At 68.3% G+C, this 17,826-nt stretch carries 24 protein-coding genes; 8 read left to right on the top strand and 16 right to left on the bottom strand.

Annotation, left to right across the window (positions count from 1 at the left end):
* Nucleotides 1–3: 3 nt before the first annotated feature.
* Genes OM960_RS12700 through OM960_RS12685 form a run of 4 tightly spaced genes read right to left on the bottom strand, consistent with a single transcriptional unit; the run spans nt 4 to nt 3,116 of the window.
* Nucleotides 4–783 (bottom strand): ABC transporter permease, encoded by a 780-nt coding sequence (locus OM960_RS12700; protein WP_263334710.1) that lies wholly within the window; start codon nt 781–783, stop codon nt 4–6.
* Nucleotides 780–1,505: an ABC transporter permease gene (locus tag OM960_RS12695; RefSeq protein WP_263334711.1), complete on the bottom strand. Its 726-nt coding sequence runs from the start codon at nt 1,503–1,505 to the stop codon at nt 780–782. The genes OM960_RS12700 and OM960_RS12695 overlap by 4 nt, the downstream gene beginning before the upstream one ends.
* A 9-nt stretch (nt 1,506–1,514) precedes the next feature.
* On the bottom strand, nt 1,515–2,288 hold the full coding sequence (locus OM960_RS12690; protein WP_264772186.1) for a transporter substrate-binding domain-containing protein: 774 nt from the start codon (nt 2,286–2,288) through the stop codon (nt 1,515–1,517).
* A 30-nt stretch (nt 2,289–2,318) separates the two neighbouring features.
* Nucleotides 2,319–3,116: an ABC transporter ATP-binding protein gene (locus OM960_RS12685; protein WP_432759519.1), complete on the bottom strand. Its 798-nt coding sequence runs from the start codon at nt 3,114–3,116 to the stop codon at nt 2,319–2,321.
* Nucleotides 3,117–3,256: 140 nt separating this feature from the next.
* On the opposite strand from OM960_RS12685, the gene OM960_RS12680 reads away from it, so the two are divergent.
* The 3 genes from OM960_RS12680 to OM960_RS12670 all read left to right on the top strand — a co-directional run bounded on the left by OM960_RS12680 (nt 3,257) and on the right by OM960_RS12670 (nt 5,552).
* Nucleotides 3,257–4,039: a dimethylarginine dimethylaminohydrolase family protein gene (locus OM960_RS12680; RefSeq protein ID WP_264772184.1), complete on the top strand. Its 783-nt coding sequence runs from the start codon at nt 3,257–3,259 to the stop codon at nt 4,037–4,039.
* A 123-nt stretch (nt 4,040–4,162) separates the two neighbouring features.
* Nucleotides 4,163–4,468, top strand: a complete 306-nt coding sequence (locus OM960_RS12675) for a hypothetical protein (protein WP_264772183.1) — start codon at nt 4,163–4,165, stop codon at nt 4,466–4,468.
* A gap of 109 nt (nt 4,469–4,577) precedes the next feature.
* Nucleotides 4,578–5,552 (top strand): zinc-dependent alcohol dehydrogenase family protein, encoded by a 975-nt coding sequence (locus OM960_RS12670; RefSeq protein ID WP_264772182.1) that lies wholly within the window; start codon nt 4,578–4,580, stop codon nt 5,550–5,552.
* A 15-nt stretch (nt 5,553–5,567) separates the two neighbouring features.
* Here OM960_RS12670 and OM960_RS12665 read toward each other — a convergent pair whose 3' ends face one another.
* The 3 genes from OM960_RS12665 to OM960_RS12655 all read right to left on the bottom strand — a co-directional run bounded on the left by OM960_RS12665 (nt 5,568) and on the right by OM960_RS12655 (nt 7,701).
* Nucleotides 5,568–6,560 (bottom strand): Lnb N-terminal periplasmic domain-containing protein, encoded by a 993-nt coding sequence (locus OM960_RS12665; RefSeq protein ID WP_264772181.1) that lies wholly within the window; start codon nt 6,558–6,560, stop codon nt 5,568–5,570.
* Between the two features lie 61 nt (nt 6,561–6,621).
* The gene (locus tag OM960_RS12660; protein WP_263334724.1) at nt 6,622–6,900 is read right to left on the bottom strand and encodes a YiaA/YiaB family inner membrane protein; all 279 of its coding nucleotides are present in this window, start codon (nt 6,898–6,900) and stop codon (nt 6,622–6,624) included.
* A 123-nt stretch (nt 6,901–7,023) separates the two neighbouring features.
* The gene (locus tag OM960_RS12655; RefSeq protein ID WP_264772180.1) at nt 7,024–7,701 is read right to left on the bottom strand and encodes a PspA/IM30 family protein; all 678 of its coding nucleotides are present in this window, start codon (nt 7,699–7,701) and stop codon (nt 7,024–7,026) included.
* Nucleotides 7,702–7,805: 104 nt separating this feature from the next.
* Here OM960_RS12655 and OM960_RS12650 point away from each other — a divergent pair, with 104 nt between their 5' ends.
* Complete coding sequence (locus OM960_RS12650) at nt 7,806–8,423, top strand: TetR-like C-terminal domain-containing protein (RefSeq protein WP_263334727.1); 618 nt, start codon at nt 7,806–7,808, stop codon at nt 8,421–8,423.
* Nucleotides 8,424–8,490: 67 nt separating this feature from the next.
* Complete coding sequence (locus tag OM960_RS12645) at nt 8,491–9,261, top strand: FCD domain-containing protein (RefSeq protein WP_264772179.1); 771 nt, start codon at nt 8,491–8,493, stop codon at nt 9,259–9,261.
* 6 nt (nt 9,262–9,267) lie between these two features.
* Here OM960_RS12645 and OM960_RS12640 read toward each other — a convergent pair whose 3' ends face one another.
* The 6 genes from OM960_RS12640 to OM960_RS12615 all read right to left on the bottom strand — a co-directional run bounded on the left by OM960_RS12640 (nt 9,268) and on the right by OM960_RS12615 (nt 12,748).
* On the bottom strand, nt 9,268–10,026 hold the full coding sequence (locus tag OM960_RS12640) for an SDR family oxidoreductase (protein WP_264772178.1): 759 nt from the start codon (nt 10,024–10,026) through the stop codon (nt 9,268–9,270).
* A 118-nt stretch (nt 10,027–10,144) separates the two neighbouring features.
* Nucleotides 10,145–10,699, bottom strand: coding sequence for a F0F1 ATP synthase subunit B (locus tag OM960_RS12635; RefSeq protein ID WP_263334734.1), 555 nt, complete (start codon nt 10,697–10,699; stop codon nt 10,145–10,147).
* A 4-nt stretch (nt 10,700–10,703) separates the two neighbouring features.
* Nucleotides 10,704–11,279, bottom strand: a complete 576-nt coding sequence (locus OM960_RS12630; protein ID WP_263334736.1) for a F0F1 ATP synthase subunit B' — start codon at nt 11,277–11,279, stop codon at nt 10,704–10,706.
* A gap of 80 nt (nt 11,280–11,359) precedes the next feature.
* Nucleotides 11,360–11,596 (bottom strand): F0F1 ATP synthase subunit C, encoded by a 237-nt coding sequence (locus tag OM960_RS12625; RefSeq protein WP_263334738.1) that lies wholly within the window; start codon nt 11,594–11,596, stop codon nt 11,360–11,362.
* Between the two features lie 49 nt (nt 11,597–11,645).
* Nucleotides 11,646–12,416, bottom strand: a complete 771-nt coding sequence (locus OM960_RS12620) for a F0F1 ATP synthase subunit A (RefSeq protein WP_263334740.1) — start codon at nt 12,414–12,416, stop codon at nt 11,646–11,648.
* 2 nt (nt 12,417–12,418) lie between these two features.
* Entirely contained in the window at nt 12,419–12,748 is a 330-nt protein-coding gene (locus OM960_RS12615) for an AtpZ/AtpI family protein (protein WP_263334742.1), read from the bottom strand.
* Nucleotides 12,749–13,006: 258 nt separating this feature from the next.
* Between OM960_RS12615 and OM960_RS12610 the strand changes: the two genes are divergently transcribed.
* Nucleotides 13,007–13,342, top strand: coding sequence for an ArsR/SmtB family transcription factor (locus tag OM960_RS12610; RefSeq protein WP_263334744.1), 336 nt, complete (start codon nt 13,007–13,009; stop codon nt 13,340–13,342).
* Between the two features lie 188 nt (nt 13,343–13,530).
* On the opposite strand, the gene OM960_RS12605 is transcribed toward OM960_RS12610, so the two are convergent.
* Together OM960_RS12605 and OM960_RS12600 are read right to left on the bottom strand one after the other, a co-directional pair.
* Entirely contained in the window at nt 13,531–14,442 is a 912-nt protein-coding gene (locus tag OM960_RS12605) for a DMT family transporter (protein WP_263334746.1), read from the bottom strand.
* 4 nt (nt 14,443–14,446) lie between these two features.
* Entirely contained in the window at nt 14,447–15,334 is an 888-nt protein-coding gene (locus OM960_RS12600; RefSeq protein WP_264772177.1) for a LysR family transcriptional regulator, read from the bottom strand.
* A 102-nt stretch (nt 15,335–15,436) separates the two neighbouring features.
* On the opposite strand from OM960_RS12600, the gene OM960_RS12595 reads away from it, so the two are divergent.
* On the top strand, nt 15,437–16,027 hold the full coding sequence (locus OM960_RS12595; protein ID WP_264772176.1) for an FMN-dependent NADH-azoreductase: 591 nt from the start codon (nt 15,437–15,439) through the stop codon (nt 16,025–16,027).
* 41 nt (nt 16,028–16,068) lie between these two features.
* Nucleotides 16,069–16,524 (top strand): hypothetical protein, encoded by a 456-nt coding sequence (locus OM960_RS12590; protein WP_264772175.1) that lies wholly within the window; start codon nt 16,069–16,071, stop codon nt 16,522–16,524.
* Between the two features lie 28 nt (nt 16,525–16,552).
* Here the strand turns inward: OM960_RS12590 and OM960_RS12585 are convergent, their stop codons facing one another.
* Nucleotides 16,553–17,764 (bottom strand): flavin-containing monooxygenase, encoded by a 1,212-nt coding sequence (locus OM960_RS12585; protein WP_264772174.1) that lies wholly within the window; start codon nt 17,762–17,764, stop codon nt 16,553–16,555.
* Between the last annotated feature and the right edge of the window lie 62 nt (nt 17,765–17,826).

Below are 17,826 nucleotides of genomic sequence, written 5' to 3'. Positions count from 1 at the left end.
CGCTCAGTGCCCTTTCACCGGCACCCGCGCCTCCAGCTTCCGGAACCCCAGCGCGAGCAGCCCCGCGATCACCAGGTAGACGACGGCGAGCAGCAGGAGCGGCTCGTAGACGATGAACGTGTCCTGCCTGACCCGCGAGGCGACCGCGTAGATCTCCACGATGGCGATGGTGGCGACGAGCGGCGTCGCCTTGAGCTGCAGCACCGTCTCGCCGCCGAGCGTGGGCAGCGCCGTCTGGATCGCCTGCGGCAGCCAGATCCGGCGGAACATGGTGAAGCGCGGCATGCCGAAGGCCTGCGCCGCCTCGATCTGACCGCGCGCGACGCTGGCGAAGGCGCCGCGCATCACCTCGCCCTCGTAGCCTGCATAGGACAGGGTGAGCGCGAGCACGGCGTAGGGCCAGGCCTGCCGGAGATAGGGCCAGAGCTCGCTCTCGCGTATCCAGGGATATTGCGGGAAGAGCGAGCCGAGCCCGTAATAGAGCAGCCAGATCTGAAGCAGGAGCGGCGTTCCGCGGATCACCGTGCAGAACACGCGAGCCGGGGTGGCGAGATACCACGGGCCGACCGCCTGCGCGAGCCCGAGCGGGATCGCGAGGAGAAAGCCGAGAACCGTGGTCACGACCAGCAGCCAGATCGTGCGCCAGATGCCCTCGAGCGCGAGTGGCGCGTATTTCGGGATCCAGTCCCAGCGCAGCGCGAAGGCGCACCAGAGGACAAGCGCGGCAAAGAGCCCGATCATCACGATTCGGTGCGGCAGGAGCCAGGCGCGCAACGCGGTCATGTCGCGGCCTTTCTGAGCGACGGCTGGCCGCGGCGGGCCCAGGCCTCGATCCGGGCGAAAACGCTGCCCGAGAGGAGCGTGACCATCAGGTACAGCGCGCCGGCGGCGAGGAAGAAGGTGAAATAGGCCCGAGTGCTGCTCGCGGCCTGCCGGGTCTCCTGCGTCAGTTCGTTGAAGCCCACGACGGCGAGGAGCGCGGTGTCCTTGGTCGCGATCAGCCAGAGATTGGCAAGGCCCGGGATGGCGAAGGGCATCATCGCCGGGATCGTCACCCGGCGCAGCATCAGGAAGGGCGGCATCCCATAGGCGCGGGCGGCCTCCATCTGGCCCGAGGGCACCGCCTTGATCGCGCCGCGCAGCACCTCGGTCGCATAGGCGCCCTGCACGATGCCGAGAACCCAGATACCGGCGGCGACGCCGCTGATCTCGACCCGGCCATAGCCCATCGCCTCGGAGGCCTTGTTCAGCAGATCCGTGCCGACGTAGTAGAGGATGAGGATAAGGACGAGCTCCGGCACCGCGCGCACGACGGTCGTGTAGACCGCGAGCAGGTCGCGCAGCACCGGCCCGCCGTAGAGTTTTCCACAGGCGCCCCCGAGCCCGATCAGAAGACCGAACCCGAAGGCGCCGAACGCGATTTCCAGTGAGTGGAGGAGGCCGCGCAGAAGGTTTCCCCCCCAGCCGGGAGGGGAGAGGGACAGAAGTTCGATCACCTGGTCCACGGCCGCGACTTAGCTGCCGTAGATGCTGGACGAGAAGTATTTCTTGGTGATCTCATCGTAAGCACCGCTCTCGCGGATCGCGGCGATGCCCCTGTTGATCTGCTCGCGCAGCGCATCGTCGCCCTTGCGCACCCCGGCGCCGACGCCGAGCCCGAGGATCGCAGTATCGTTTTCCACCGCGCCCTTGACCTCGCAGCAGGCGCCGATGTCGGAGGCCACGAACTCGTCCATCGCGATCGAGTCGGCCTGCGCCGCGTCGATGCGGCCGGCAGCGAGGTCCTGGTTGATCTCGTCCTGGGTCTGGTAGACGCGGATCTCGCCGGCGTCGGCGAAATGCGTCTGCGCATAGGACTGGTGAACCGTCGAGGCCTGCACCCCGAGGATCTTGCCAGCCAGCCCCTCAGGCGTTGGCGAGATGTCGACCGCCTTGTCGGCGACGATCACCGTCGGCGTGTCATAGTACTTGTCGGAGAAGTCGATGGACTGCATCCGCTCCTCGGTGATCGACATCGAGGCCATGATCGCATCGATCTGCTTGCCGGTGAGCGAGGGGATGATTCCGTCCCAGGCCACCGGCGTGATGACGCAATCCATCTCGGCCGCCGCGCAGACCGCGTTGATGATCTCGATCTCCCAGCCGACCCAGTTGCCCGAGGCGTCGGGCGAGGAGAAGGGCGGGTAGGGCTCGGCGGCAATGCCGATCTTGACCTGCTCGGCCAGAGCCCCGCCCGCCGTCATCGCCAGCGCCAGAATCCCGGCCGCGAGTTTCGCTTTCATCGTCATGTGATAGTCTCCCCGTTGGTTGTTCCGCCTTCAGCTGACGGATTTCAAAAACTGCTTGAGCCGCTCCGATCGCGGCGCGCCGAAGACCTGATCCGGCGGTCCCTCCTCCTCGATCCGGCCGTTCGCGAAGTAGATCACATGGTCCGCGACCTCGCGGGCGAACTTCATCTCGTGCGTGACCAGAAGCATCGTCCGCCCCTCGGCGGCGAGGTCGCGGATCACCGTCAGCACCTCGCCCACCAGTTCGGGATCGAGCGCGCTCGTCGGCTCGTCGAAGAGCATGGCGCTCGGGTCGATCGCGAGCGCGCGGGCGATCGCGGCGCGCTGCTGCTGGCCGCCCGAAAGGAAAGCCGGATAGGTCGCGGCCTTGTCGGCGAGCCCGACACGGTCGAGCAGCACCATCGCGCGTTCGGCCGCCTCCGCCTTCGACACGCCGAGCACATGGACCGGCACCTCGATGACGTTCTCCAGAAGCGTGCGGTGGGTCCAGAGGTTGAAGGCCTGGAACACCATGCCGAGCCGCGAGCGCACGCGTTCGAGCTGCTTGCGGCTCGCGGGCGTCCCGTCCGCCCTCATCGCGATCTCCTCGCCGCCGATCACGATCCGGCCCGAGGTCGGCGTCTCGAGGAAGTTGATGCAGCGCAGGCAGGTCGACTTGCCCGAACCCGAACCGCCGATGATCGCCACGACGTCACCACGGCGCGCCGTGAGCGAGACGCCCTTCAGCACTTCGAGGTGGCCGAAGGACTTGTGCAGGTTTTCGACCCGAATGGCCTCATCCGCCGTCGCGATCGCGCTCTGAGCAGGGTGGGCCGTAGCCAGGTCCATCATGCAGAATCTCTCCCAAACACTCCGACAGTAAGGTTCAGACTCGGAAATTATGCAAGCGTATAATTTCGGTCTTTTCTCTTCGGTGGATCCATGCCTATCTGGGCGCGACGAACCGAGCCGCCGGAGGAGGCCCCCCGATGACTGATCACTCCTACGAGTTCACCCGCGCGATCACCCGGCGTCCGGGCCAAAGCATCACCCGCGGCCTGCGCGCGGTCGATACCGGCGCGCCCGATCTCGACCTGATGCTCGCGCATCACGCCGATTATGTCGCGACCCTGCGCGAGGCCGGCGCGACGGTGACCGAGCTGCCGCCGCTCGAGGACTTCCCCGACGCGCTCTTCGTCGAGGACACCGCACTCTGCCTGCCCGAAGGCGCGGTGCTGATGCGCCCCGGCGCACCGTCGCGGCTCGGCGAGGTCGCCCACATGGCGCCGGTCCTGCGCGACCTTTATGCCGACGTGCGCGTGATCGAGGGCCCCGGCTTCATCGAGGGCGGCGACATCCTCACCACCGGCCGCGAGGTCCTGGTCGGCCGCTCCGCCCGGACCGACGCGGCGGGAGTGGCGGAACTCGCCACGATCCTGAAGGACTGGGGCCGGCCCCTGCGCGAGGTCGCGACCCCGCCCGGCGTCCTGCATTTCAAGACCGACTGCTCGCTGCTCGACGGCGAGACGGTTCTTTCCACCGAACGGCTCGCGGCGAGCGGCTGCTTCGAGGGCTACCGGGTGATCCTCACCGCGGACGGGGAGGAGGCGGCGGCGAACGCGATCCGCTTCAACCGCTTCGTGCTGATGGCGGCCGGCTTCCCCGCCACCGCCGAGCGGCTCCGCAGGGCGGGCTACGAGGTCCGAGAGATCGGCAATTCCGAATGCGCCAAGCTCGACGGCGGCATGTCCTGCCTGTCGCTGCGGCTCTGACCGGGGCGGGCCCGTCAGCGGCGGCATGTAGCCGGGGGACGGCCCCGGCGCGGGGCGGATTTGAGTCGCGCGCGAATCCTGCTAGGTTGCTCTCCACGTGCGGACCTACCGAGGAGGGTCATCATGCATCCCGATCTTCGCGTGCAGCGCCGGGTGCTCGTCGCGTCCTACACACGGTATATGGTTGCGGACCGCGAATGGACCGTGGCCACTCAGGAGGCCCGGTCGTGGTTTCCCGCCGGAAAGCGGCCAACCTCACCGCTGCTCGGCGATCCCGGATCCCGGGTGCGGCGGCTCTACGAGGCGCGCGAGCGGGCGCTCCAACGGCTTCTGCTGGCGCGCGAAAAGCTGGAGCGCGCCCGCCTTCGGCTGGCCGAACGGCGCCGCCGGGATGCCGAGGGCACCAGGATCTACCTGCTGACCTGCTAGGGCGTCGCCCGCTACAGCCCCGGAACGCATTGCCCGGCCAAGGGATTTGCCGGACAATTCGCTACGCCACCCGATCCGGGCAAGCGGAAAGGCCGATCACATGCGGGCAATGGTATTCGACGGACACGCGCCGCGCCTCAGCCTCAGGGATGTCCCGAAGCCCGTACCCGGCGCCAATCAGGTTCTGATCCGGGTCGAGGCCTGCGGCGTCTGCCGCACCGATTTGCACGTCGTGGACGGCGACCTGAAGCACCCCGCGCTGCCGCTCATTCCGGGCCACGAGATCGTCGGCCGCGTCGAGCGCACCGGCAACGCGGTGGCGGGTCTCCAGAACGGCCAGCGCGTCGGCGTGCCCTGGCTTGGCCATACCTGCGGACTCTGCGACTACTGCGCCTCGGCGCGGGAGAACCTCTGCGACGCACCGGGCTTCACCGGCTACACGCTCGACGGCGGCTACGCCGAATACTGCGTCGCGGACGCAAGGTTCGTGTTTCCCCTGCCCGAGGAGGCCGAGGCCACCGCCCTCGCGCCCCTGCTCTGCGCCGGCCTCATCGGCTACCGCAGCCTGAAACTCGCGGGCGATGTCTCGCGCCTCGCGATCTATGGCTTCGGCGCGGCCGCGCATATCCTCTGCCAGATCGCGCGGCACCGGGGGATCGAGGTCCACGCCTTCACCCGCGACGGCGACACCGCGGCCCAGGACTTCGCCCGCAGCCTCGGCGCCGCCTGGGCCGGCGGCTCCTCGGACACAGCCCCCGTGGCGTTCGACGCCGCCATCATCTTCGCGCCGGTCGGCGCCCTCGTTCCCGTCGCGCTGAAAGCCGTCCGCAAGGGCGGGCGCGTGGTCTGCGGCGGCATCCACATGAGCGACATTCCCGGTTTTCCCTACGCCGATCTCTGGCAAGAGCGGTCGATCCTCTCGGTCGCCAACCTGACCCGCGCGGACGGCGAGGAGTTCTTCCCCCTCGCCGCACGGGCCGGCGTCAGGACCGAGGTCGTCACCTACCCGCTTGAAAGCGCGAACGAGGCCCTGGACGATCTTCGGACCGGGCGGTTGCAGGGAGCGGCGGTGCTGACGCCGTGACCGCGTGATCCCGGATCAGTTCCCGCCCGGACGCATGAGGCGTATGGCCGCGGAGAAATCGGCACCCGCCTCAACGACCCGCGCGCGCGGCGTGATCAGGGCGGCACGCCGCCGCGCCTCCATCGACCCCTCGCCGCCGAGGACGCCGAGCGACTCGACATAGTCCGGCAGATGCCCCGACATCACCAGCCGCCAATCCATCGGAAGGTCGGGCGTGATCGCCTGGGCGAGCTGGTAGACCACGGTCGTGCAGTTCGCCGTCAGCGTGTTGTAGAAGGCGGGATCGCGTTCCAGCCGCTGGGCCAGCGCGACATAGGACATGAACAACGTGCGGCGCTGCGCGGCGTCGAGTTCGATCGGATAGAGGCTCACCTGCTCGCCGCGATGGTTCGTGCGCAGTTTGACGATGTCCTCCTCCGTCGCGGCGATCAGCACCAGTTCGAACTGGCGGAAGAAGCCGCCGATCTCGTTGAACGTCTCGCCCACCTCGCGCCGGATCTCGACCGAGAACACCACATGCTCGCCGTCCTCGAAGCCGAAGCTCACCAGAAGATGCGCAATGTCCGGGCTGTCCCAGACCGAGGTCAGCATGTCCACGCTCTGGAGCCGGTCGAGATCGTAGGACGCGGTCGTCCAGCGTTCCTTCGCCGCGTTCTCGCTGGCCCAGTCGAAGTCGCGCAGATCGCGCAGCGTGACGGTATCGCCCGTCACCTCGGCCCGCACCCCGTGACGGACGTCGAAATCCCAGTCGCGGTCCTGGCGCGGAGTGATGGTCTGGTACCAGCCGCCGACGCCGAGCGCCGCCAGCGCGAGGACCGCCCAGCCGGCGCGCCGCGAGCGGATCCGCGCCAGCCCCGCAGCGATCAATGCCCCGAGAAGCGCGCTCCAGCCAGCCAGGCGGGCGATCCCGTCGAGCTGGACCGAGAAGGCCGTCGCCGCCCAGGCGGCGCCCAGAAGGGCGACCGCCGCGAAGACGGAAACGCCGAAGATGCGAAACGTCCGTTTCATGCCGCCTGCTCCCTCTCGGAAATGGCGGGGTCTGGCTCCAGACCCCGCCGTCCCTCCACGCTCAGACCCGGTCGCTCGAGGCTTCGGCCAGAAGCCGCTCGGTGCGCGCATCCTCAAGCTTGTTGTAGATGCGGTCCGATTCCTCCTTGTCGCGCAGCGCCTTGGTGATCGAGGCCGTCGAATAGACCAGCATCAGCGCCGCCATCGCGTAGTAGCCCTTGGCGGAAAAGCTCGCCTCGAGCGAGTAGATGCCGCCTGCCATCATCACGACGGCGACGCCGAAGTTGAAGTAGGTGAAGGCGTTCCAGGCATTGGAAACCTTGGGCGCGTAATTGATCATTTGAACCTCCTGAGAATTTGTCGGCGTCACGCCTTTGTTGTGAATCCGCCCCGGCGCAAGCGCGCCGGAACAGGGATGTGCTCATGCGGCCGGTCCGCAGCGGCCGCGCTGCCGCGATCCGGCTCAGTTTACCCGGCCGCGGAGCCGTTCGAGCACCGCCGCAGCGTCCGGACGCAGCGGTGCGCCGCAGCCCGCCGCCGCGAGCCGCGCGCTGGTGGCCTCGGCGCTGGTGCCGGCCGAAAGCTCGGCCACCGCAGCCGCCGCCGCCTCCGCATGGGCCTGCCGCTCCTGCAGCCGGTCCAGCGTCGCCTCGGCCTCCTTCAGGCTCGCGAGCACGCCCTGCGGGACCGTACCGCGCAGCTTTTGCGACTTCGCCGTCGCATCGGCGAGCTGGAGCCCGCGCTGCAGGGTCCGGAGCCGCCTCTCGGCCAGCCCCACTTCCTCGCGCAGCCGAGCGATCTCGGCGCTGTAGGTCTCGATCGCCCGGTCGGTGGTGGTGCGCTCGGCCTCGAGCTGAGCAATCGCCGCGGCCGCCTCGGTCGCGAGATCCTCGCGGTCCATCCGCAAGGCCGCGACGGCGCGTCCCTCGAGGTCGTCGAGCTGCTGGGCGATGCGGGCGGCGGCCTTCTTCTCGCGCTCGCAATAGGCCATCACCACCGCGACCGACCGCCGCGCGCTTTCCAGCCCCTGCGCCGCGTCGCGCAGCTGCTGGCGCAGGATCGTGACCGCATTGGTGTCGGCCATCGCCTGCGCGGCGTCGTGGCCGTGGCCTCGGATCAGGGTCGTCAGCGTCTTGAACATCTTCGCCTCCCCAGTTATGAACCGTGTTCATAAACTTTATGCCCGAGTCGTGAACACCGTTCAATAATTTTCTGAACACCGTTCACGAAACAGTGAGGCTCCGTATGGGAAACAAACGCGAGGCCAGGCGCACCGATCTGCAGAACCGCCTGATCGCCGCCGCGGAAGCGCAGATCGCCGAAACCGGGCTGGCCGGCGTGAAGGCGCGCGAGGTCACGGCTAGGGCCGGCTGCGCGCTCGGCGCGCTCTACACCGCCTTCGACGATGTCGACATGCTGGTCCTCCATGTCAATTCGCGCACGCTCACCCGGCTCGGCGAGGCGCTCAAGACCGCCCGCGCGACCTGCGACGGCACGCCCGAGGAGGTGCTGCAGGCGCTCGCCGCCGAATATGTCCGTTTCGCGCGCGACAACCGCAGGCTCTGGTCCGCGCTCTTCGAACACCGCCTGCCGGAAGGGGTCGAGCCGCCGACTTGGCACAAGCGCGACCACGCCGTGCTGATCGAGGAGATCATCGCCCCGCTCGGCGCGCTGCGGCCCGATCTGTCCTCCAAGATGCTGCTGATGCGGGCGCGCACCACCTTCGCCGCGGTCCACGGCGTGGTGCAGCTGTCGCTGCAGGGGCGGTTCGTCGGCGTGCCGCAGGACAGCCTCGCCGCCGAGGTCACGGCCCTCGTCGACGCGATGGTACGCGGCGCGCATCTCGCGCGTCCGGGAGCATGACCGCCGGCCTTTCCGATTGCGATCCGCCAGCTTTGGTCATACCTTTTGACCAATCGCAGGAGATGCCATGCCCTTCCGCAAGGTCGAGCCCGAGAAGCTGTCGTACTCCGTCGTTCGCCAGATTGAGCGGCTGATCCTGCAGGGTATCCTGCGCCCCGGCGAACGCCTGCCGGCCGAGCGCGAGCTCTCCGAGCGGCTCGGCGTCTCCCGCCCGAGCCTGCGCGAGGCGGTGGCGGAGCTGCAGGAAGCCGGGCTCCTGACCGCCCGCGCCGGCGCCGGCATCTTCGTCGCCGAGGTTCTGGGCTCGGCCTTCGCTCCCGCGCTGATCCAGCTCTTCGCGAGCCATGAGGAGGCGGTCTTCGACTATCTCGACTTCCGCCGCGACCTCGAGGGGCTCGCCGCCGAGCGTGCTGCCCGGCTCGGCTCCGACACCGACCTGCAGGTCGTCGACGCGATTCTCAGCAAGATGGAGGCCGCGCATCTCAAGCGCGACCCCGCCGACGAGGCGCGGCTCGACGCCGAGTTCCACATGGCGATCATCGAGGCGAGCCACAATGTCGTCATGCTGCACATGATGCGCTCGATGTTCGACCTCTTGCGCCAGGGTGTCTTCTACAACCGCCAGGTCATGTTCAAGCAACGCATGACCCGCGACGCGCTGCTCGACCAACATCGCGCGATCAACGCGGCCATTCAGTCGCGCGAGCCCGAGGCTGCCCGTGCCGTCGTCGAGGCGCATCTGAGCTACGTCCGCCAGGCGCTCGAGGACGACCTCAAGGCGAGCCGCAACGAGGCCGTGGCGCAGCTCCGCTACGAGCACGAGCAGGCGCGGCGCTGACGGCCATCAGGGGCAGGTATAGCCGCCGGTGACATCCATCACCGCCCCGGTGACGTAAGAGGCGTGGTCCGACAGGAACCACAGCACCGGCTCGGCCATCTCCTCGACGCTGCAGCTCCGACCCATCGGAACGCGGGTCAGGAACTCGTCGGCCCAGCCGGGATGATCCTTCATGTACTCCTCGTTCATTTCGGTGCGGGTGAAGCCCGGCCGCACGCAATTGACGCGGATCCCCTCGCCCGCGAGCTCCTTCGCGAGCCCCATCGTGAAGGTCTCGATCGCGCCCTTGGTCACCGCATAGTCGAGATAGGCCCCCGGCGCGCCGTGCTTCGCCGCCGCCGAGGAGATGTTGACGATCGCCCCGCCCGGCCCGCCGTTGCGCGTCGACATCCGCCGCACCGCCTCCTTGGCACAGTAGAACGGGCCGAGCACGTTGACATCGAAGATCCGCTGCGTCTTCGCGACGTCGAGATCCTCCACCCGTCCGGTGCTGCCCATGATCCCGGCGTTGTTCACCAGCGCCGTAACCGGGCCGAGCCGCTCGTCGACGGCGGCGAACATCGCGGCGACCTCACCCGGGTCACCGACATTGGCGCGCCGCGCGAAGGCCGCGCCTCCGTCGCGCCGCACCTCATCCACCACCGCCTCGGCGCACTCGCCGTTCGCAACGTAGTTCACGCAGACGGCCATTCCCCGCCGGGCGCCACCCCGGCAAACCGCGGCGCCAATGCCCCGGCTGCCCCCGGTCACCACAAGTACCGACATCGCTTCCTCCCTGGCTGGATGAGGAAGTCTAACACGGCGCGGCACACCGCTGGCGCCGCCCGGAAACGAAAAAACCCGGCGCGGAGCCGGGTTCCTTCACATGGTTCGGCTCTAAGCCTCAGTGCAGCTTGGCCTCGACCTCGCCGATCGCCTCTTCGATCAGCTTGCCGCGCTCGGCCGCGGTCATCTGCTTGGCGATCATCTCGCCCGCCGCCGCCACCGCGATGGTCACGGCGCGGTCGCGCACCTCGCGCACCGCCGAGGCTTCGGCCGAGGCGATCTGGTCCTCGGCCGCCGCCAGACGGCGCGCGATCGAGGCCTTGAGATCGGCCTTGGCCTGTTCGGCCGCGGCCATCGCCTCGCGCTTCGCGGTCTCGACGATCCGCACGGCCTGGTCCTGCACTTCCTTCTGCTTGCGCTCGTAGGAGGCGAGGATCGACCGCGCTTCGTCATGCAGCGCCCGCGCCTCGTCGAGGTCGGACTTGATGCCGGCCGCGCGCTTGTCCAGCAGCCCGCCAAGAAGCGCCGGCACCTTGAAGTAGACCAGCACGCCGACGAACAGCAGGAACGACAGCGTCACCACGAAATCGGTGTTCCGGAGCGAGAAGAACGGCCCCGTCGCCGCCAGGGCGGGCGTCGCGGCCAGGCTCAGGAAGATTGCGAGTGTCCTCATGTCCCTACCCTTTCAGCCGCGTGTCGACCGCTGCGGTCACGGCCGAGGCATCGGCCTTGCCGCCGAACGCCGCGACGATCTCCGCCGCCGCCGACTTTGCGACCTCGGCGACGTTCTCGACCGCATGGGCGCGGATCTCCTCGATCCGCTTGGCCGATTCCGCGGCCTTCGCGGCGATCTCGGCATCCGCCTTGGCGGTCGCGGCATCGAGATCCTCCTGGATCGCGGCCCGCGCCTCGGCGATGATCTTGTTCGCCTCGGCCCGCGCGTCGACGAGCGCCTGGTTGTAGGCCTTCTCGGCCTCCTCGGCCTTGAGCTTCAGTTCCTCGGCCGCGGCGATGTCGTTGGTGATCGTGCCCTGGCGGTCGGCCAGGATGCCACCGATCCTCGGCAGCGCGATGCGCGAGAGGATGAAATAGATGACGATCAGCGCGACGACGAGCCAGAAGATCTGGTTCGGGAACGTCGCGAAGTCGAGCTGCGGCATGCCCGCGGATTCGGCCGCGTGCCCTGCCGCTTCGGCCGCGTGGCCGACAGCTTCGGTTGCCGTCTCGGCAGCCTCATGCGTGGTGTTTGCCATCTCGGCCCCCTCGAAACCCGGAATTACAACCCGGATGGGCGCGAAGGCGCCCATCCGGCCGTAAGGATGGTTCTAAAGGATCAGACGGCGAACATCAGCAGGAGCGCGACGAGGAACGAGAAGATCCCGAGCGCTTCGGCGAAGGCGATGCCGATGAAGAGGGTCGCGGTCTGACCGGCGGCGGCCGACGGGTTGCGCAGCGCGCCGGCGAGGAAGTTGCCGGCAACGTTGCCCACCCCCATCGCGGCTCCGCCCATGCCCATGCAGGCCAGGCCAGCGCCGATGTACGCACCCATTTGAACGATAGAGCCTTCCATGTTCGTCACTCCTTACGGTTGGAATTGGCTGGAATTGGTTACCCTGACCTCAGTGGTGCGGATGCAGCGCATCCTTGAGGTAGACGCAGGTCAGGATGGTGAAGACATAGGCCTGGATGAAGGCCACGAGGATCTCGAGCCCGTACATCGCGGTGATCGCGATGATCGACAGCGGGGTCACGGCCACACCGATGCCCGAGATCAGAATGAGGGGAGCGAAGGCCGCGAAGACCTTGATCACGGCGTGGCCGGCCATCATGTTGCCGGCAAGTCGGATCGAGTGGCTCACGGGCCGCACGAAGTAGGAAATCACCTCGATCAGCGCGAGGATCGGGCGCAGCGGCAGGGGCGCCGAGGAGACCCAGAAGAGCCCGAGGAAGCCCGCGCCGTTCTTGACGAAGCCGACGATCGTCACGGTCAGGAACACCGCGATGGCCATCACGGCCGTGACCGCGATGTGGCTCGTGGTGGTGAAGGCCTTGGGCAGCAGGCCGAGGAAGTTCGAGAAGACGATGAAGCAGAACAGCGTGAAGATGTAGGGGAAGAACTTAAGCGCGTCCTTGCCGGCGACATCCTCGACCATCTTGTGGATGAAGCCGTAGGCGAGCTCGGCGATCGACTGGATCCGGCTCGGGATGATCGCCCGGCCGCGGGTGCCGAAGACGAAGAGCCCGGTGATCGCGAGGATCGTGAGCGCCATCCAGAGCGTCACGTTGGTGGGCGTCATCATGCCGACCGTCTCGCCGCCGAAGAGCGGCTTGACGATGAACTGATCCATCGGATGGAATGCCAGACCTTCGCTTTGCGCTTCCGTCGCCACGTCTATTCCCCTTCGTCCCTGGCGGAGGTCCCCGCCGCCTGTGCGCCCTGGATCTCCCTGGCGGTGCGAAGCATCGTCTTCACCCCGGCCACGAAGCCCAGAAGTATGAACAGCACCAGAAACAGCGGCATGGTCCCGAAGACCGTGTCGAGCCCGTATCCGATGCCGAAACCGATGGCCAATCCGGCCACCAGCTCGATCACCATCCGCCAGCCTTGGCTCGCGGCAGAATAATGCTCGTCCGCGCGGGGCTTCGGCGCGCCAGCCTTCTTCGCCTCCGCGAGCCTCTTCTCCAGCGCCTGCAGGCGGCCGGGATCGGGTTCGTCGGACATCGAAAGCGCCCCCTCGGACAGTCGCCGGATTGCTAGTACCCCAAGGCGCGTGAGTCAATCCGGCTGTTCATTTGCGGCACGCCCAATAACTCAATGATAAAGTTGAGTTATTCACCTGACGCCCCAACAGCGCGCTCGCGCGGCTCAGCCGCGCGCTCCGCATTTCCGCCCGAACCCATATTCAACCGCGCGGTTAAGGATCGCCCCGGCCCTTCCCGGCGCTTCCGCCCGGCGCGGCGAGGCGCTAGTCTCGCCGCCATGACTCTCGATGCCATCTTCGCGGCTCTCGCCGACCCGACCCGCAGGGCGATCCTCGCCATGCTGCTCGAGGACGACATGGCCGTGACCGATGTCGCCGAACCGTTCGAGATGTCGCTCGCGGCGATCTCCAAACACCTGACCGTGCTCGCCGAGGCCGGGTTGATCAGCCAGGAGCGGCGCGGCCGAGTGAAATGGTGCAAGCTCGAACCCGACGCGATGCGCGCGGCGACCGTGTGGATCCAGGGCTTCGGGCAGTTCGATCCGCTGGACTTCGACGCCTTCGAACGTTTCCTCGAAGTCGAAATGCCCGGCGACGACCCGTCAAACAGTTGAGCGCCCGCAAGCGGGCGCGAGCGTTGTCTCGCACCCGCCGCCAAGGCAGCGGGTGCTCGGCACGCCTCCGGCGGGGATACTTTGAAAAAGAAGAAAGGAAAGGCCGTTGCCTCTTCTTTTCTCCAAATATCCCCGCCGGAGGCAAACCGCACGAAGTGCCAGAAGGCGTGCGCCCGCCCTGCGGGCGCTCAATCCGGGTGCGCCGAACCGGGCCGCGCGCCGGCTTCCTCCTTGACGAGCAGCACCAGCGCCAGCGCGGTCAGGACAACGCCCGCGGCGACCCGCGCCGGCGGCGCGGCCTGGCCAAGCGCGATCTGCCAGAGGATCACCCAGGAGGGGATGAGATAGGTATAGGCCATGACCTTCGACGCCGGCAGCCGCAGCGTCGCGAACTGCAGGAGCACGAAGGTCGCGGCACTCGCAAAGACCGCCGTGTAGCCGAGCGTGATCCAGACGATCACCGGCAGCGCCGTCCAGTCGGTGGCGCGGATCGCGCCCCAGCCGTAGAGCGTCAGCAGGATCGCGCCTGCCACCAGCACGCCGAAGCTGAAGACCGTGGCGCTCTCGCCCCGGTTTAGGCGCCGGACCAGCGGGGTATAGAGCGCATGGGCCATGCAGCCGGCGAAATAGACCGCCTCGCCGCGGCCGACCTGCAGGTCGAGAAGCGCGGCCGGGTCGGCGCGGAAGATCACCCAGATTGCCCCCGCCGCGCCGATCGCCAGTGCCGCGGCGATGCGCGGCGTGGTCACCTGGCGCAGAAGCAGCCAGCCGAAGCCCGCCGAAAGCACGGGCGTCAGCGTGAAGACCGCCGCCGCGGAGACCGGGGCCGCGGTTTTCAGGCCCTCGAACATCAGCACGAAATAGGCCCCGAAGCTCGCCCCGAGCAGAAGGTAGCGCCACGGTGCCGCCAGTGCGGCGCGCGGCACCCCGCCCCGCGCCCGGACGACCGCGCCGATGATCGCGCCCGCCAGCACGAAGCGCAGGGCGGTGAAGGCGGTGGGCGCGATCTCGTTTGCCATCATCGCGCCGAGCGGGAACGACCCGGCCACCAGCGCCGAGAAAAGCAGCATCGCCAGATGGCCGCGCGTCGCCTGGCTCATCGGCCTAGCACATCCCGCAATCGCGCGCGTCTTCCTTCAGCGCCTTGAGGAACAGCTGGATCCGGGGCGTGCGGTGCAGATCGACATGGGTGACGAGCCAGAGCGGGCTGTTCCAGTCGTCGCGCTGCGGCAGCGCCTCGACCAGCCCCTCCTCGCGCCGCGCCGCGAGGACCGGCAGGAAGCCGATGGCGGCGCCGGACCGGATCGCCTCGCGCACCGCCTCGGCCTCGTTGGTGCGAAAGGCGATCGCGGCATCGGGCACCTTCGCGGCGAGCCAGCGGTGGAACGGCGCGCGGCTGTCGGGATCGGCCGGGCCAATGAAGCGGTGACCGGCGAGGTCGGCCTCGTCCGCCGGCAACCCGTGCGCGGCGACATAGCTCTCGGCCGCGTAAAGTCCGGTCCGCTGGGTGCAGAAGGCCTGCACGACGTTGTCGGGCTCCTGCGGCTTGCCGCCGGCGCGGATCGCCACATGCGCCTCGCCATACTCCAGCCGGAAGAGCCGCGCGTCGCTGATGTAGCGCACCCTCAGGCCGGGAAACTCGGTCTGCAGCCGCAGCAGCGTCGGCGTCACCAGCTCGGCCAGCCCCGGCAGCGAGGTCACCACGAGCTCGCCCGAGATCTCGGTCGCGGCACCGGTGATGCGGGCGGCGAGATGGGCGAACTGGTCCTCGGTGGTCTGCGCGACCTTCAAAAGCTCCTGCCCGGCCTCCGTCGCGGTATAGCCGCGCGGATGGCGCTGGAAGAGCTTGGCGCCGAGCCGCGCCTCCAGCGCGTCGATATGGCGGATCACCGTGGCGTGGTGGACGCCCAGCACCTCGGCCGCGCCAGAGACGGTGCCGACGCGGGCGACCTGGAAGGCAGTGCGGATCTCGTCCCAGTTCTCGAAGGTCATATATGTGCGCCTATCAACAGAATTGGTGCGATCATGCCAGTTGTGTTCACAATGGCAATGAACATTTTGGTGACCAGACACCGAAACCGCAAGGATACCGACATGACCAGCATTCTCCGCATCGAGACCTCGATCAAGGGCGAGGCCTCCGTCTCCCGCAAGCTCACCGACCGCATCGTGGCGCGTCTCACCGACGCAACACCCGGCGCCCGAGTCACCGTGCGCGACCTCTCGGCCGGCGTGCCGCAGATCGACGGCGCCTGGATCGGCGCGGTCTACACCCCGGCCGAGGCGCGCACCGCCGACCAGGACCGCATCGCCGCCTATTCGGACGCGCTTCTTGACGAGGTGAAGGCCGCCGACGTCCTGGTGATCGCGCTGCCGGTCTACAATTTCGGCCTGCCCGCGCAGCTCAAAAGCTGGATCGACCACCTCGCGCGGAAGGGCGAGACCTTCCGCTACACCGAGAAGGGTCCGGAGGGCCTCCTGACCGGCAAGCGCGCGATCGTGGCGCTTTCTTCCGACGGCACGAAGATGGGCAGCGAGATCGACTTCGCCTCGGGTTACCTGCGCCACATGCTCGGCTTCTTCGGCATCGCCGATGTCGAGTTCATTGCAGCCGACCGGATGGTCTTCGATCCCGAAGCGACGCTGAAGGCGGCGGAAGCGGAGGTCGACCGGCTCGCGGCCTGAACCTGCCACGACGATGCCGCAATCGTCGCCATGATGGGGCCATGCGAATCCTTTTCGAAACCGACGACCGGCTCATCATCGAGGACAAGCCCCTGTTCCTGGGGCTTGTCCTTGTGTTGTTCACCCTGAGCTGCGTCGGCTGGACCGTCAACGAGGTGCTCGCCGGCGCCTATCTGCGCGCGGCGCTCGCCTTCGCCGTCTCGCTCGGCCTCACCGCGATCGCCGCGCTCGCGGTCGAGCGGGTCTGGCTTGTCCTCGACCGCGCGGCGGGGCGCATCGAGTTCCGCCGCCGCAATGCCCAGGGTTTCCGGACCGAGCGGTTCCCGCTCTCCGAGCTCGCTCCGGACGGCGTGCTGATCCAGAGCCGCGACGACACCCACCGCCTCGCGCTACGGCTCGCCTCGCGCGACAAGCCGGTGCCGATGACCTGGTATTACCAGAGCGGCAATCACATCCGCCGCTGTGCCGAGACCACCAGCCGCTGGCTACAGGACTGAGAACGGCTTCGCCGCGCGGCCCCGGCTCTCAACGTCCGGCGATCTGGACCGCCACAACCCGCGCGTCGTCGCCCACGCCGCAGAGCAGCGCCGAGCGGCGCGAGCGCATGAAGTGCAAGCCAACGAAATAGAGGCCCGGAACCACCGTGCTGGCGCCATCCGACTGGAGCGGGAAGCCGTCGGCGTCGAAGGCCTCGGGCCAGGGCAGCCAGGAGAGATAGTCGGGCCGGAAGCCGCCGGTGAATATCAACGTGCCGAAGGGCCGAAGGTCGACGGAGTCGATCACCGGGGCCTCGAACGGCTCCGGATCAGGCAGGTCGGGAAAGGCGATCCCCGCCGTGGCGGCGTAACCCGCGAAATGGTCGCGCAAGAGCCGGAACTTCTCGTCGCCCCATGCGACGCTCTCCGCAAGGTCCGGGGCAAAGCGCGCCTGATCCCCTTCCACCCCGAGGAAACGGCCCACCAGCGTGATCTCCTGCGCGGCGAGGGTCCGGTAATGCAGGTCATGGCCACCGCCGTGCCCCGAGGCGAGGACATTCGCGAACAGCCGCGCCTCGGGCGGCAGCGTGGTTGCGTCGACATCCAGAAAGCCCGACTCGATCAGCCACCACATCAGGTCCCGCTCGCCGATGCGGCGCGGCGCCCAGGGCGCCCGCCCGCAGGACAGAACCACGGTCCGCCCCGCCGCCGAGAGTTCCTCGGCGAGCTGGCAGCCGGTCTGGCCGCTGCCAACGATCAGGACATCGCCCTCCGGCAGGTCCGCGACCGCCGTATATCCGGAAATGTCGATTCCACGCAGGTGCGCTGGTAGCCCGCCGCTGCCGGGCAACACATGGGGCTTCTGGTAGGCGCCCGTCGACACCACGAGGTTGCGCGCACGCAGCACCGCGCTCCCGTCGATCTCCACCTCGAACCCGCCCCCGGCATTCCTCCGGACCGCTGTGACATCGACTCCGGTCCGGACCGGGCAGCCGAAGGATGCCGCGTAGCGTTCCAGATAGGCCACGATCTCGTCACGCGGCATGAAGCCGTCGGGATCGTCGCCGTCATAGGGAAAGTCCGGCAGCTGCACCGACCAGTTCGGCGTGACGAGGCAGAACTTCTCCCACCGGTTGGCCCAGCCCGCGCCGATCCGGTCGCGCTCCAGCACCAGATGGTCGACGCCGCGCTTGCCCAGCTCATGGCTCGCCGCCAGCCCCGCCTGACCTGCGCCAACGACGACCGTATCCACGACCTCCATGCCGAGCCTCCCGTCCGTACAAGCCCCCAGCCTAGCCCGATCGCGCCCCGATTGCACACCGC

It is taken from the genome of Defluviimonas salinarum, from assembly GCF_026013545.1.
GTDB lineage: Bacteria > Pseudomonadota > Alphaproteobacteria > Rhodobacterales > Rhodobacteraceae > Albidovulum > Albidovulum salinarum.
The sequence above is the reverse complement of the archived record's forward strand: the minus strand, read 5'-3'. Positions and strand labels throughout refer to the sequence as shown.

Coding starts and splice junctions, on each gene's coding strand:
- OM960_RS12700 (WP_263334710.1), bottom strand. CDS start 783: ATGACCGCGTTGCGCGCCTGGCTCCTGCCGCACCGAATCGTGATGATC.
- OM960_RS12690 (WP_264772186.1), bottom strand. CDS start 2,288: ATGACGATGAAAGCGAAACTCGCGGCCGGGATTCTGGCGCTGGCGATG.
- OM960_RS12685 (WP_432759519.1), bottom strand. CDS start 3,116: ATGGACCTGGCTACGGCCCACCCTGCTCAGAGCGCGATCGCGACGGCG.
- OM960_RS12680 (WP_264772184.1), top strand. CDS start 3,257: ATGACTGATCACTCCTACGAGTTCACCCGCGCGATCACCCGGCGTCCG.
- OM960_RS12675 (WP_264772183.1), top strand. CDS start 4,163: ATGCATCCCGATCTTCGCGTGCAGCGCCGGGTGCTCGTCGCGTCCTAC.
- OM960_RS12670 (WP_264772182.1), top strand. CDS start 4,578: ATGGTATTCGACGGACACGCGCCGCGCCTCAGCCTCAGGGATGTCCCG.
- OM960_RS12665 (WP_264772181.1), bottom strand. CDS start 6,560: ATGAAACGGACGTTTCGCATCTTCGGCGTTTCCGTCTTCGCGGCGGTC.
- OM960_RS12660 (WP_263334724.1), bottom strand. CDS start 6,900: ATGATCAATTACGCGCCCAAGGTTTCCAATGCCTGGAACGCCTTCACC.
- OM960_RS12655 (WP_264772180.1), bottom strand. CDS start 7,701: ATGTTCAAGACGCTGACGACCCTGATCCGAGGCCACGGCCACGACGCC.
- OM960_RS12650 (WP_263334727.1), top strand. CDS start 7,806: ATGGGAAACAAACGCGAGGCCAGGCGCACCGATCTGCAGAACCGCCTG.
- OM960_RS12645 (WP_264772179.1), top strand. CDS start 8,491: ATGCCCTTCCGCAAGGTCGAGCCCGAGAAGCTGTCGTACTCCGTCGTT.
- OM960_RS12640 (WP_264772178.1), bottom strand. CDS start 10,026: ATGTCGGTACTTGTGGTGACCGGGGGCAGCCGGGGCATTGGCGCCGCG.
- OM960_RS12635 (WP_263334734.1), bottom strand. CDS start 10,699: ATGAGGACACTCGCAATCTTCCTGAGCCTGGCCGCGACGCCCGCCCTG.
- OM960_RS12630 (WP_263334736.1), bottom strand. CDS start 11,279: ATGGCAAACACCACGCATGAGGCTGCCGAGACGGCAACCGAAGCTGTC.
- OM960_RS12625 (WP_263334738.1), bottom strand. CDS start 11,596: ATGGAAGGCTCTATCGTTCAAATGGGTGCGTACATCGGCGCTGGCCTG.
- OM960_RS12615 (WP_263334742.1), bottom strand. CDS start 12,748: ATGTCCGACGAACCCGATCCCGGCCGCCTGCAGGCGCTGGAGAAGAGG.
- OM960_RS12610 (WP_263334744.1), top strand. CDS start 13,007: ATGACTCTCGATGCCATCTTCGCGGCTCTCGCCGACCCGACCCGCAGG.
- OM960_RS12605 (WP_263334746.1), bottom strand. CDS start 14,442: ATGAGCCAGGCGACGCGCGGCCATCTGGCGATGCTGCTTTTCTCGGCG.
- OM960_RS12600 (WP_264772177.1), bottom strand. CDS start 15,334: ATGACCTTCGAGAACTGGGACGAGATCCGCACTGCCTTCCAGGTCGCC.
- OM960_RS12595 (WP_264772176.1), top strand. CDS start 15,437: ATGACCAGCATTCTCCGCATCGAGACCTCGATCAAGGGCGAGGCCTCC.
- OM960_RS12590 (WP_264772175.1), top strand. CDS start 16,069: ATGCGAATCCTTTTCGAAACCGACGACCGGCTCATCATCGAGGACAAG.
- OM960_RS12585 (WP_264772174.1), bottom strand. CDS start 17,764: ATGGAGGTCGTGGATACGGTCGTCGTTGGCGCAGGTCAGGCGGGGCTG.